This window comes from Actinoalloteichus hoggarensis, from assembly GCF_002234535.1.
Classification (GTDB): Bacteria; Actinomycetota; Actinomycetes; order Mycobacteriales; family Pseudonocardiaceae; genus Actinoalloteichus_A; species Actinoalloteichus_A hoggarensis.
Genome location: NZ_CP022521.1, coordinates 2,811,213 through 2,823,677, shown reverse-complemented (window position 1 = coordinate 2,823,677; position 12,465 = coordinate 2,811,213). Strand labels below are relative to the sequence as shown.

The 12,465-nt window shown below is 72.6% G+C and carries 10 protein-coding genes and 1 riboswitch; of the genes, 8 read left to right on the top strand and 2 right to left on the bottom strand.

Features of this window, described 5'->3' with window-relative positions; all coding sequences use genetic code 11:
• Positions 1-95: 95 nt before the first annotated feature.
• Positions 96-419, top strand: coding sequence for a protein kinase family protein (locus tag AHOG_RS29900; protein ID WP_221438360.1), 324 nt, complete (start codon positions 96-98; stop codon positions 417-419).
• A 566-nt stretch (positions 420-985) separates the two neighbouring features.
• Here the strand turns inward: AHOG_RS29900 and AHOG_RS12425 are convergent.
• Complete coding sequence (locus tag AHOG_RS12425; RefSeq protein WP_157736785.1) at positions 986-2,206, bottom strand: ATP-grasp domain-containing protein; 1,221 nt, start codon at positions 2,204-2,206, stop codon at positions 986-988.
• 402 nt (positions 2,207-2,608) lie between these two features.
• Positions 2,609-2,762, top strand: a riboswitch (cobalamin riboswitch).
• 267 nt (positions 2,763-3,029) lie between these two features.
• On the opposite strand from AHOG_RS12425, the gene AHOG_RS12420 reads away from it, so the two are divergent.
• The 7 genes from AHOG_RS12420 (at position 3,030) to AHOG_RS12390 (ending at position 11,040) form a co-directional block, all read left to right on the top strand.
• Entirely contained in the window at positions 3,030-4,115 is a 1,086-nt protein-coding gene (locus tag AHOG_RS12420) for a CbiQ family ECF transporter T component (protein ID WP_093941498.1), read from the top strand.
• Positions 4,112-5,728 (top strand): ABC transporter ATP-binding protein, encoded by a 1,617-nt coding sequence (locus AHOG_RS12415; RefSeq protein ID WP_093941497.1) that lies wholly within the window; start codon positions 4,112-4,114, stop codon positions 5,726-5,728. The genes AHOG_RS12420 and AHOG_RS12415 overlap by 4 nt, the downstream gene beginning before the upstream one ends.
• Positions 5,725-6,636: an ECF transporter S component gene (locus AHOG_RS12410; RefSeq protein ID WP_093941496.1), complete on the top strand. Its 912-nt coding sequence runs from the start codon at positions 5,725-5,727 to the stop codon at positions 6,634-6,636. Before AHOG_RS12415 ends, AHOG_RS12410 begins: the two co-directional genes overlap by 4 nt.
• A gap of 277 nt (positions 6,637-6,913) precedes the next feature.
• On the top strand, positions 6,914-7,723 hold the full coding sequence (locus AHOG_RS12405; RefSeq protein WP_157736784.1) for a DUF742 domain-containing protein: 810 nt from the start codon (positions 6,914-6,916) through the stop codon (positions 7,721-7,723).
• A 225-nt stretch (positions 7,724-7,948) separates the two neighbouring features.
• Positions 7,949-8,575 carry a DUF2231 domain-containing protein gene (locus tag AHOG_RS12400; RefSeq protein WP_184450825.1) on the top strand — a complete coding sequence of 209 codons (627 nt, stop codon included), beginning with the start codon at positions 7,949-7,951 and terminating at the stop codon, positions 8,573-8,575.
• Positions 8,572-9,633 (top strand): NAD-dependent epimerase/dehydratase family protein, encoded by a 1,062-nt coding sequence (locus AHOG_RS12395; RefSeq protein WP_093941494.1) that lies wholly within the window; start codon positions 8,572-8,574, stop codon positions 9,631-9,633. The genes AHOG_RS12400 and AHOG_RS12395 overlap by 4 nt, the downstream gene beginning before the upstream one ends.
• A gap of 366 nt (positions 9,634-9,999) precedes the next feature.
• A complete protein-coding gene (locus tag AHOG_RS12390; RefSeq protein ID WP_281258089.1) occupies positions 10,000-11,040 on the top strand; it encodes an MFS transporter in 1,041 nt (346 codons plus the stop codon).
• A 231-nt stretch (positions 11,041-11,271) separates the two neighbouring features.
• Here AHOG_RS12390 and AHOG_RS12385 read toward each other — a convergent pair whose 3' ends face one another.
• The gene (locus tag AHOG_RS12385) at positions 11,272-11,994 is read right to left on the bottom strand and encodes an SGNH/GDSL hydrolase family protein (RefSeq protein ID WP_184450826.1); all 723 of its coding nucleotides are present in this window, start codon (positions 11,992-11,994) and stop codon (positions 11,272-11,274) included.
• Between the last annotated feature and the right edge of the window lie 471 nt (positions 11,995-12,465).

Genomic DNA, 12,465 nt, shown 5'->3' with positions numbered 1-12,465 from the left:
CCCGGTTGGCGGATCGATTCGGCCCCGGGACCGCGGACCGGCCGACGGGAATCTCCACGCTCGCGGCGGACCCGGCCGCCCGGCGGGGATCCGAAGTGGGCGAGCTGTTCACAGGCGGCGCGTCCTCCGTCGTCCTCCGCCGCCGGCGGGACGGATCGCCTGCCGTCCTCAAGCTGACGCCGGACCGAACGCTGTCGGCCAGCCGGGTCGAGATGCCGCGTGTGTTCGCACCGTCGGGCCGGGTGCCTGCCGTGCTGGCCGCCGACGTCCAGGTCGGGGCGCTGGTGTCGACGGAGGCCGTCCCCGGCATCGAGGCCGAGGACCTGCCGCAGGAGTCGCTGACCGAACGGCGGGCGGAGCTGCTGACGGCACTGCACGCCGTGGCCGCACTGGCCGTGGAGTCTCTGGGGCCGGTGTGAGGAGGTCTTCGTCCGTATCGGACGGCGGCCGTCCGAACCGGCCGTCGAGTCGCGGCTGGATCAGGCCTGGCAACGGACGTTCCGACGGTGTGCCGCCCTGTTGGACACCCAGGGCGACGTGGTGCCGCTGCACGGCGATCCGCGTCTGAGCAACGTCCTGGACGGGGGCGTCACACGGATTGATCGCGGTCGACCCGACGACCTGCGTCGGCGAACCGTGCTACGAGGCCGTGGACGACGTCGTGGCAGGCGCCGGGCGGCAGGGGCCGAGGCTCGGGGCCGCCGGGTGACCGCCGCATGGGGACTCGACGCGGACCGGCTGTACGCCTGGAGCCAGGTGATCGCTGGCGATGACGGCGATCACCTACGGCGGCTCGCGATCGGCGGTCGGCGAGTCGCTCGCCCTGACCCGGTGATCCGGGTCCGTGCCGCGGAGCGATCATGCCGGGATCGATCCGGGCGGCGGCGTGACGCGGGCCGCGCGCGGCCGACGGCCCGTGACTCCGCACGGCGCACGGTGCCGGTTCGCCGCCTGGTCTGCCTGCCGCCTGGTCTGGCCCGTCGGATCAGACCTGCGGGCAGCTCCGAGGCCATCCCGCCGAGGTGGACAGCGGGCTGGTCCGCAGTGCGGTGGACGCCAGCTGTGCGGGCGAGCCTGCGATCACGGCGTCGTCGGGAATGCCGCGCAGCCACCTGGCCAGCAGCACGGGATCGTCCGCCGTGACGAGCAGCCGGTGGAAGTCCGAGGGCAGCGACCGGTCGGTGGGCAGCGGTACCTGCCGCCGCAGGCGCACGCCGGAAGGAAGGCCGGGAAGCTCCGTGCCGGGTCGGACCGGCAGCTCGAGGGCGAGCCGACGAGCGGCGGGCACGGCGCGGGGCTGGCCGAGGCACGTGTCGACGAAGGCGTCGTACGGGTCTAGTCCGGTGGTGGCCGCGCTGAGATCGGCCATGCCGCTGAGCCTGCCGTTGACCGCCAGCACCTGGAGCCTGCCCGAGCAGACGGCGAAGTCGATCTGCCACGGGCCGCGCACGTCGAACTCGGCCAGCACGCCGCGGATGAAGGTGGACAGTTCGGTGGTCACCGCCTGCGGAAGCGTGATCGGCGCCAGCCGCGCTCGGCGCCCCGGACCGCACCGCTCGTCCAACGGGCCGAAGGAGGCGACGGGCCAGCAGTCCGTCACGTGCGCGTCGCTCAAGAGTTCGACTCCGAACTCCTCACCCCGGCAGACCCGCTGCACGACGACGGGGAAGGCGGTCGGAGGAAGCGTGGTGAGGAGGTGCGCGGTGTCGACGCGCCCGCGGACGCCGCGCGGCGGAGGCCCGGCCGCCTTCACCATCACCGGGAGTCCGCCGACCCGCCGCACCGCCGAGTCCAGTTCCTCGGCCCGATCGCAGACGACGGCCTCGGGCACCGGCCAGCCCTGTTCGACCGCTACGCGATGGAACAGGGCCTTGTCGGTGACGAGGGCGGCGAAGCGGGTCGAGTGGACGACGGCGCTCCCGCCGAGATCGCGCCACCGGTCCGCCGCGGCGGCCAGGCTGGGCAGCAGCCGTTCCTGATCGGCCGGGTGGAGACTCGGGATCACCAGCTCGACGTGCTCCTCGGCCCAGACGGCCAGCAGGTCCTCGGGCTCCGCGCAGGCAGGCAGGTATCGGTGGCGGGTCCGCCTGCCGACGTAGCCCGCGACGTCCGTCGGCCCCAGCAACACCAGGTCGTGATGGCCGGAACGGGTGATGGCGTCGACTATCCGGTCCGCTCGGAACTCCCCGATGACCGCGATCCTCATGACGACTGCCTCGCCTTTCGCTCTCGCCGCGGGTTCGCGGTCGCCTGTGCCTCGTCGGTCGAACTCGTGGCCGCCCGCATGCATCATGTGCCTCGACACCTGAACACGAGCGGACACACCACTCTTAGCGACAGATTTCGACTACTCATAGTAATGATCTCGGGGTGTGGTGGACCACTCTCTCCGGGAGCCGTGCGGACCGGAGGATCACGGATTCACCCCACAGCCGGCCTCAGGAAACGCCGACGCGGCGGGGAGCGCTCGACACAGTCACCGACGGCGTCTCCGCCGCCGGACCTGGGAGGGGCGTCGCCTCGGCATCAGAAGAATCCGCTTTTCACGCGGTTCGACCGACCACGACGGCGAAGCCTGTCACGGGTGATCCAAAACCACCCGAGTGAGTTAACCTTCTCGATGTCCGCTCGGCCGCAGTCGGTCGTGACAACTTCAGACGCCCCCGGCGGGGGAAGCCGGTGCGACTCCGGCGCTGACCCGCAGCCGTGATTCGTGTCGAGGCACGATGAGCCGGAATGCCCGTCCGGGGACGAGGGCTCGTTCACACTGTCGTGGTCCGCAGGCGGAGTCCGATTCGAGCGCGCGCAGGCCTGCCTCGGCGGCGGCGGTTCGACGGATGCCTCTCGACCCGCTCGGGGAGGCATCGAGGCATGTCCGGAACAACACTGTGCGGGACGACACTGTGCAGGCCGCGGCAGGCCGCCGGAGACCGGGCCGTCGGCGACCCGGGATCGCGCCCGAGGCGGCTCGGGCACTCCGCATCGGTCCGGAACGAACCGCATGACTCGGACGCCGGGTGAGCACGGCAATGCTCCGGGTCTCGACGCGCCTGCCGAGGGCACTGCACCCCGGCGCCTGGTGGTTATGGGCGCTGGCCATGGCGGCCGCGGCGGGCCGGACGACGAATCCGCTGCTCTTGTCGCTGATCCTCGTGGTGGCGGGCTACGTCGTGGTGCGGCGACGCGGCCGGGCGCCGTGGGCCGCGACCTTCCGGATGTACGTGTACCTCGGTGTGTTCGTCGTCGTCATGCGCGTGCTATGGCGGATGGTCTTCGGCGGCGGCGCGGGCGAGCACGTCCTCTTCGTCCTGCCGGAGATCACCCTGCCGGAGGCGGCGGCGGGCATCCGGCTGCTCGGCCCCGTGACCGCCGAGGAGCTGCTCGGCGGACTCTACGACGGACTGCGACTGGCGACGATGCTGATCTGCCTCGGCGCCGCGAACTCGCTGGCGGACCCGCGACGAATGCTCAAGGCGGTGCCCGCGGCGCTCTATCAGATCAGCACCGCCGTGGTCGTGGCGCTCTCCGTCGCGCCACAGCTCATGGAGAGCGTGCTGCGGGTCCGGCGGGCCCGGCGGCTGCGTGGCGGCAGGCAACGCGGTCTCCGGGCCTTGCGCGGCATCGTGGTCCCGGTCCTGGCCGACGCCATGGACCGGTCGCTCGCGTTGGCCTCGGCGATGGACTCCCGGGGGTACGGCCGGCTCGGCGACACGCCGAGACGCACCCGACTGCTGACCGGCGTGCTGGTGATCGCGGGTCTCTGCGGGGTGTGCGTGGGCGTGTACGGCCTGTTGGACGGCACGCGGCATGTCTTCGGGCTGCCGATGGCCGTCGCCGGGCTGCTCGTGGCGGGCGCGGGCTTCCTGGTGGCCGGACGCCGGATCCGGCGCAGCGTCTACCGGCCGGATCGGTGGCTGCTGCCGGAGACGCTCGTGGTGCTGTCCGGTCTGACGGCCGCCGCCGTGCTCACCGTGACCGCCGGGATCGACCCGTCGAACCTCTATCCCTCACTCAGCCCGCTGAGCTGGCCGGCGGTGACGCTGCCGCCGGTGCTCGGCATCCTCGCGGGGGTCGCTCCCGCGTGGCTCGCCCCGCCGCCGGAGGTCCGCGCATGATCCGCTTCGAGGAGGTCTCGGTCCGCTACGGCGAGGCCGCCCCCGTCCTGTCCGGCCTCGACCTGGAGATCGAGGAGGGCGAACTGTGCCTTGTGGTCGGCCTCACCGGATCGGGCAAGTCGACGCTGCTCGGCGCGGTCAACGGTCGGGTGCCGCACTTCACCGGCGGAGTGCTCGAGGGCCGGGTCACGGTGGGCGGCCGCGACACGAGGACGAATCCGCCTCGTGAGCTCGCAGATCTCGTCGGGGTCGTCGGCCAGGACCCCTTGGCAGGCTTCGTCACCGACACGGTGGAGGAGGAGCTGGCCTATGGGATGGAGCAGCTGGCCATCCCCTCCGAGGTGATGCGCAAGCGGGTCGAGGAGACGCTGGACCTCCTCGGCATCGCCGAGCTGCGGGATCGGTCGCTGCGCTCGCTGTCGGGTGGGCAGCAGCAGCGGGTGGCGATCGGCTCGGTGCTCACCGTGCACCCTCGGGTGCTGGTCTTGGACGAGCCGACCTCGGCACTGGACCCGACGGCCGCCGAGGAGGTGCTGGCCTCGATCACGCGGCTCGTGCACGACCTCGGGGTCACGGTGGTGATCGCCGAGCACCGGTTGGAACGAGTCGTGCAGTACGCGGACCGGGTGCTCCGGCTCGCCGGCGACGGGCGGGTCGTCGACGGACGACCCGCCGAGGTTCTCGCGGACTCGACGCCTGCGCCGCCCGTGGTGGAGCTCGGCAGGCTGGCGGGCTGGACACCGCTGCCGTTGTCGGTACGCGACGCCCGCAGGCGGGCCCCGGAGCTGCGCGCCCGGCTCGCCGATCACGGCCCGCCCGGACCGCGGCGGGCGGCGGCGGGGTCGCCACTGCTGACGGCACGCGGCGTGGTGGTGCGGCACGGCGACGTCGTCGCGGTCCGCGAGGTGGACCTCGATCTGCACGGCGGCCAGGTCACGGCGCTGATGGGCCGCAACGGCTCCGGCAAGTCGTCGCTGCTGTGGGCGTTGCAGGGTTCGGGCCGCCGCTCCGGCGGCACGGTGTTCACCGGCGGCCTCGATCCAGCCGCCCAACCCGCGCATCGGGCGAGGACTCTCGTCGGGCTGGTGCCGCAGACGGCGGCCGATCTGCTGTATCTGGAGACGGTGGCCGAGGAGTGCGCCCAAGCCGACCGGGAGTCGGCGGTGCCGCCGGGCACCTGCGCGACGCTGCTGAGTCGGCTGATCGAGGACGTCGACCCGCACTGCCATCCACGAGATCTGTCCGAGGGACAGCGGCTGGCGCTGGTCTTGGCCGTCCAGCTCGTCGCCGCGCCGTCGGTCATGCTGCTCGACGAGCCCACCCGCGGCCTGGACTACCGCGCGAAGCGGGCGTTCGGTGCCCTGGTCGCCGACCTGGCCGCGCAGGGCCGTTCGGTGGTGATCGCCACGCACGACGTGGAGTTCGTCGCGGCCGCGGCCGACCGGGTGCTGGTGCTCGCGGTCGGCGAGGTCGTCGCCGACGGCACCACCGCCGACGTCGTGGCCTCCTCGCCGTCCTTCGCCCCGCAGGTGTCCAAGGTGCTCGCGCCGCAGGCCTGGCTGACGGTCGACGACGTCCGTCGAGCGCTGGACGATGCGGCGGGCGGACGATGACGGAGTCCTCGGACACCTCGGCGGCGGACGGGACGGCGAGAGGACACACCGGTCCTGCTCGACGCGAAGGTCCGGTCGTGCGGGTGACGCCGCGTCGCGCGGCGGTGCTCACGCTGGCCTCGGCGGCGGGGCTGGCGATGTTCCTCTGGCCGCTGTTCGCCTCGGCGCCTGCCGATCCGACGGCTCGCACCGCCGACGCTCCGCTGATCTTCGTGGTCCTCCTGCCCCTGCTGCTGGCGATCGTGCTCGCCGAGATGTCGGATTCCGGCATGGACGCCAAGGCGCTGGCGCTGCTGGGTGTGTTGTCGGCGGTGAACGCGGGGCTGCGTCCGCTGGGCGCGGGCACGGCGGGAATCGAGACGGTGTTCTTCCTTCTGGTGCTGGCAGGCCGAGTCTTCGGGCCGGGCTTCGGATTCCTGCTCGGCTCGACGTCATTGTTCGCCTCGGCACTGCTCACCGCGGGCGTCGGGCCGTGGCTGCCTTTTCAGATGCTCTCCTCCTCATTACTCGGCCTCGGTGCCGGGCTGCTGCCCGCCCGCCCCCGAGGTCGAATCGAGATCGCGATGCTCGCCTGTTACGGCGTGCTCGCCGCCTATGTCTTCGGCTTCCTGATGAATCTGTGGTCCTGGCCGCTGCTCGCGGGCACCGACACCCAGCTCTCCTTCGTGCCGGGCGATCCGATCACCGAGAACCTGCGGCGCTTCGTGCTGTTCACCCTGACCACCTCCACGCTGGGCTGGGACACCGGCCGTGCGATCACCAACGTCGTGGCGATCCTGCTCGTGGGTCCCGCCGTCCTCGCCGTGCTGCGCCGGGCCGCGCGGCGGGCCGCCTTCCACGCCCCGTCGGCGACGCCGAGCGAGCGGAACACCGAGCCGACGCGGCGTGGCAGGGATACCGCGACTTGATACTCCCGACGGAGCAGTACACGCGGTCAATCGGACCATTCCCAGAAGAACGCGCGGCGCGACACCGCGCATTCTCGGCACGAAAGCACCAGTACCCGCGACGTTCATTCGGATAGAGTTCAACGGGAGGACAAGGGGAGGGGCTCTCCGACATACGCTCACGGTGTTCGCACCGGGACGATCAGCCGATCACCGTCGATCGACGCGACGTTCCGAACACCCGGTGGCGGTCGCATGGAGAGAACCGGTCGGAAGACGGCGAGAAACGGGCTTGTCGATGACATCGGAGCTGCACCACTCGGACGAGGCGGACGACTCGGTGGTCGGATTCACCGGGGCACGATTCGGCCCGTCACCACGGCGACGCGCTCGCCAGGACATCTCGGACCAGGACATGTCGGGGGCCGACCGCTCAGGGCACGACCGCTCGGTGCCGCCGGGCCCGGCCGCGGAGTCGGCGACGCCCGCGACGTCGGACTCCTCGGCGGGCGGGAGTCGGTCCTCGATCGGTCGGACGGGCGCCCGGTTCGGCGGCGCCACGCGAGGAGGACGCCGTGCACGAGAGGAGGACACGCCTCGGCCGACGTCGACGCGGGCGGAGAACGCCGTGCACATCGACTTCGACCAGACCAGACCCGCGCGCCGGGCGCCGTGGAACGAACCGGCCGACGTCGACGAGGTGTTCGAAGACGACCCGATCTGGCCGCCGAGCGTGGGCGAGCCGAATACCTGGCTGGAGGCGTCCTTCACCGACTCGCTGGTCCGTCCGTACGCCAGGACCGGCGGGCGCACCTCCGCCGCGCTCGACGTGACACTCGAGACGTTGATCACCTCAGCGAAGGGGCCGGTGCCGATCACGGCGGCGGCGCGCCCGGAGCTGCGTCGGATCGTCGAGATCTGCGCGGAGCCGCGTTCGCTGGCGGAGGTCTCCGCGCTGCTCGCGCTGCCCATCGGGGTGACCAGAGTGCTGATCGCCGACCTGGTCGAGTCGGGCGGGGTACGGGTGCACCAGCCCGTCGACCCGCAGCGACTCGTCATGGACGGCGAGTTCCTGCGACGAGTCCTCACCGGTCTGCGGCGGCTCTGAGCGCCCGCTCTCGTCGACGGCGGCGGCGCGTGGGTGAATCCGGACCACACGTGCGCCTGCCTCGGCGAGCGGCGACGGAGGCGACACACCGGGCAGCGCAGGGCGGGCGGCTCGATCGTCGGGGCCGGGCACGGACACGATCGGTGCAGTCCCGCTCGCCCCGCCGCGGAGCAGGTCGACGGCACTCGACCGTTTCCCCACGCCGCCCCGGGGTACCCGCCGCACATGAACGCAGTACAGCGATGGCTGAAGTCCCTGGAATCGCGTCAGTCCCTCGATGCCGTGGCCGAGCGCCTGCGCGCACGGGTCCGCCCGTTCCTGCGGGAGCGCCCCGCTCTGGAGAAGGCCCTGCGCGGCGAATGGGCAGGCCATGCGATTCACCCGATGATAATCACGCTGCCGATCGGCTGCTACAGCGCGGCCGCGGTGTGCGACCTCTTCGGTCGGCGGGAGACCGCCCGGCATCTCATCTCTCTCGGGCTGCTCACGGTCCCCGGCGCGGTGGTCACCGGACTCGCGGAATGGAGCGAGCTGGACCTGCGGCAACGCCGAGTCGGTCTCGTCCACGCCATGACCAACGCCGCCTCCTCGGTCTGCTATCTGCTGTCGTGGCGGGCCCGCCACCGCAGTGGAGACACCGCGGGGCGCGGCTGGGCACTACTCGGCCTCGCGGCCGTGGGCGTCGGCGGCACGCTGGGCGGCCATCTCACCTACGCGCAGGGCGCAGGGGTGTTCCGCTGGTCCGACGAACTCGCCGAGGCCGTCGGCGAACAACCGGAGCCGCGCGCGCCGTTCGAGGACAGGACGGCAGGCGGGCGGCACGAGCGGGCCGCGAAACCCGGCGGGTCGTGACCTCGGCGGGCACGCGGGTGGTCGTCGTGGGGGCCACCGGCAACGTGGGGACCAGCGTCGTGCGCACCCTGGCCGCCGACCCGAGGGTCGACGCGATCATCGGCGTCGCCCGGCGCAGACCGACCTGGCAGCCGCCGAAGACGACCTGGCGGACGGCCGACATCACCGAGGACGACCTGACCGGGATCTTCCACGGCGCCGACGTCGTCATCCACCTGGCCTGGCGCTTCCAGCCGACCCATGCCCCGGCCGTCACCTGGCGGACCAACGTCCTCGGCGGCATCCGGGTGTTCGACGCCGTCACCTACGCCGGGGTGCCCGCGCTGGTGTACGCCTCCTCCGTGGGCGCCTACTCGCCGGGGCCGAAGGACCGGGGCGTCGACGAGAGCTGGCCGACACACGGCTGGCCCGGCGCCGCGTACACCCGGGAGAAGGCCTACCTGGAGCGAGTCCTGGACGCCGTCGAGGACAGTCGCCCCGATCTGCGGGTGGTGCGGCTCCGACCGGGGATCATTCTGCAACGGCAGGCCGCCCGCGCCCAGCATCGACTGTTCGCCGGGCCGCTCCTGCCCGCCGCGCTGCTCCGCCCCGGCGGCGTGCCGTTCGTGCCCGACCTTCCCGGACTGCGCTTTCAGGTGTCGCACGCCCAAGATGTCGCGGAGGCCTTCCGACTGGCGGCGTTGACCAGCGCGGCGGGCTCCTACAACGTGGCCGCGGAACCTCCGGTGGACGCCGCCCTGCTGGCCGAGTGCCTCCAGGCCAGGGTGTCACGACTGCCTGCGGGCCCGTTGCGTGCCTGCTTGTCGGCGGCCTGGCGCCTACGGCTCGTCCCGGCCTCGCCGGATCTGCTCGACGCGCTGCTGCGGCTGCCGCTGATGGACACCACCCGGGCCAGGGTGGAACTGGGCTGGTCACCCGTGCACGGCGCGCGGGACGCGCTGACCGAGTGTCTGCACGGCCTCCGGGACGGGGCGGGCATGGCCACCCCGCCGCTGGCGGGGGGCGGGCTGGGGCGGACGCTCGGCAGACTTCGGGCCACGGCCGCGCGTCGACGGTGAGCTCGGCGGTCCGCACTCCGCGCGTCCGCACCGATCTCGCAGCGGTCTCGCGACGGCGAGTCCGGCGAACGAAGGCCGGATCGACGACCCTTTCTCGACCTTGACGCCTGGCGGCAGGCTTCTACGGTGAGCGCCCCGCAGACACCAGGTCGGAAAGGCGCCATCCCAGAATGTCGCCCCTCCCGGCACGTACACGCTTGCACTCGTCGTCTCCCTGACTGTCCGGCCCGGTGCTGACGACGTTCGTGATCGGCACCGACGACTTCGTCATCGCGGGGGTGCTCCCCCGCATCGCCGCCGACCTGTCGGTGAGCCAGGCCATGGCAGGCCGGTCGGTGACCGTGTTCTCACTGGTCTACGCCGTCGGTGCGCCCGTGCTGGCGGTCGGTGACGGCGAGGTTCGCCCGCACGAGGCTGCTGGTGGGTGGTCTCGCGGTGTTCGCACTGGTCGATCTCATGACGATGTTCGCCACGAGCTACGCGGCGCCGGTGGCGCTACGGATCGCCGCGGCACTGGTCGCGGCAGCGGTGAGCCCCGTCGCCTTCGCCGTCGCGGGCGCCCTCGCTCCCGCCGGGCGACAGGGGCGCTCCATCGGCGCCGTCGCCGCCGGACTGACGATCTCCCTCGTCGTCGGCGTGCCGATCGGCTCCCGGCTGGGCGGCGTGTTCGACTGGCAGGCGACGTTCGGCTTCGTCGCCCTGCTCACGGCCCTCGCCGTCGCGATCACCGCGCTGACGCTGCCGACGCTGCCCGCCGTCGAGGAGATCGGCGTCCGAGCGCGACTCGCCCTGCTACGCGCACCCGCCGTGCTCACCTGCGTCGTCGGCACGATCATCGGAGCGTGTGGCGGCCTCATGCCGTACACGCTCATCGCACCGGTCGTCGACGACCTCGCCGGCGTGGGACAGGCCTGGCTGCCGGTGCTGATCGCGGGCTACGGCGTCGCGGGCGCGGTCGGCACCGTCCTCGGCGGGCGGCTCAACGACTCGTGGGCAACGGGATCGCGCGGTGTCGGTGCTGACGGTCGTGGTCCTGTCGTCGATCTGCGCGATGGCGCCGGCCTCGATGTTCCTGCCGGGTCGGGTGCCGCTGTGGCTGCTCGGCGGACTGATCGCGGTGTGGGGCATGGCGGGCTGGGCGTTCGACCCGCCGATGAATGCTCGCGCCCTCGCGCCGGCGGGTCGGGCGGGGACCGAGGCGATCGCCGTGAACACCAGCGGGCTCTACGTCGGGATCGCCGCGGCGGGCGCCGTCGGCGGGGGCGCGGTGACCAGCGGCGGCAGCAGCGGGGTCCTGCTCGCCGCCACAGCCGTCGGGCTGGTCAACACCGTCTTCATGATCTTCGCGGTACGGCGGTTCCCGGTTCGACGTGCCGAGGGGCCGTCGACACCGGCGCCACCGGGTGAGCCGGGCGGCGCCCTGCGACGGGCGTGCCGCGTGACGGACGCGCGGCGGCCTGCTGCCCTGCGTCGCCAGGGCCGGGCCGCCGTCTCCCGTCCCCGTCGAGTGCCAGGTCGTCGGTGCCGTCGCCGCTCGACGGACGGCGTCCCTCGACGGGTGGGCTCTCCCCGTCGGATGCGACGACGTCCGTGCGGCGCAGGCGGCTTCGGCGCCGCCCGAACGGCCGAGACGACCGGTCAGGCCAGCGAGTCGAGCACGCCCGCGAGCACCGGACGCCAGCGGTCCGCGATCTTGCGGTCACCGGACTCGACGGGGTGCACCCCGTCATAGGTGTCCACCGCGGTGTCGAAACCGGTCCACTGATCGACGACGAGCACCGGGGACCGCTCCGTGGTCAGCTCCGCGGCCCAGGCCGGGATCGAGGCGTTCAACTCGACGACCCGCTGGGCGCACTCACCGCAGCCGTTCGGGGTCATCGGAATGATCTGCGCGACGAGGACGTGCGTGTCCGGGTTATGGGCTCGCATCTGCGCCACCAGGGTGGTGAAGGCTGACAGCACCGCCTCGGTCGGTCGCCCGTTCCAGACGTCATTGGTCCCCAGATGCATCAACACCACGTCCGGGCTCGTCGCGGACAGCCAGCCGGGCAGCAGGTTCTGGTCGGCGATGCCGGTGGCCAGGAAGCCGCCGTGCCCCTCGTTGTCACCGTCGTGGTCCACCCCGCAGCCCTGCGGCCCCAGCGTGCCCACGAAGTCGATGTCGGTGTGGCCGGCGTCCTGGAGGTCGTTCCACAACATCGCCCGCCAGCAGCCCGGCGACCCGGTGATCGAGTCGCCCAGCGGCATGATCCGCACCGGGTCCTGGATGGCGACCGCCGAGCCGGCCGTCGTCACCAGCATGGCCGTCACGACCGACATGATCATGCCGAACACGACACCGTGCACAGCCTTTCGACGCATCGCTCGTCTCCCGCTGTCGTCGACGGCGACCCTGACGGCATGACTAGGCAGGAGGGGCGGGGTCGCCGGACACCACCGGGCGACCGAGTCGGCATCGCCGCTCGTTCGCCTGCCGAGAAGCACCCAGGCGAGATGCTTCCGCCGCACCTCGACCGTACGGCGAGCAGGACCGTGCCGACAGCGCCCCGTCGGGGGTCGGCCGCCCGCCGAACGGCGCAGGGCTCGAGGCACCGTATGCGCGCGTGAACGGTGCGGCGACGCCCGTCCGATCCACTGCCCGTCCGATCTCTGCCCGACCGTGCGCTGCCCTGCCGCGCTGCTCGACCGCGCTGCGCCAGGAGGCGGACCCGCCTGACTCTGTCGAGCGGCGACGTGGTGTGCACCGGATACGGAGCCGCCGATGCTCGGCCCGCGAGCTGCTCGGCTCGCGGGCCGCTGAGCCCGGTCCGGAAGGCACGCGCGGGTCCGCCC

What these genes read in the sequence shown, in the direction of transcription:
- AHOG_RS12405 (WP_157736784.1), top strand. Translation starts at nt 6,914, where the DNA reads ATGACATCGGAGCTGCACCACTCGGACGAGGCGGACGACTCGGTGGTC.
- AHOG_RS12385 (WP_184450826.1), bottom strand. Translation starts at nt 11,994, where the DNA reads ATGCGTCGAAAGGCTGTGCACGGTGTCGTGTTCGGCATGATCATGTCG.
- AHOG_RS12410 (WP_093941496.1), top strand. Translation starts at nt 5,725, where the DNA reads ATGACGGAGTCCTCGGACACCTCGGCGGCGGACGGGACGGCGAGAGGA.
- AHOG_RS12425 (WP_157736785.1), bottom strand. Translation starts at nt 2,206, where the DNA reads ATGAGGATCGCGGTCATCGGGGAGTTCCGAGCGGACCGGATAGTCGAC.
- AHOG_RS12415 (WP_093941497.1), top strand. Translation starts at nt 4,112, where the DNA reads ATGATCCGCTTCGAGGAGGTCTCGGTCCGCTACGGCGAGGCCGCCCCC.
- AHOG_RS12420 (WP_093941498.1), top strand. Translation starts at nt 3,030, where the DNA reads ATGCTCCGGGTCTCGACGCGCCTGCCGAGGGCACTGCACCCCGGCGCC.
- AHOG_RS12400 (WP_184450825.1), top strand. Translation starts at nt 7,949, where the DNA reads ATGAACGCAGTACAGCGATGGCTGAAGTCCCTGGAATCGCGTCAGTCC.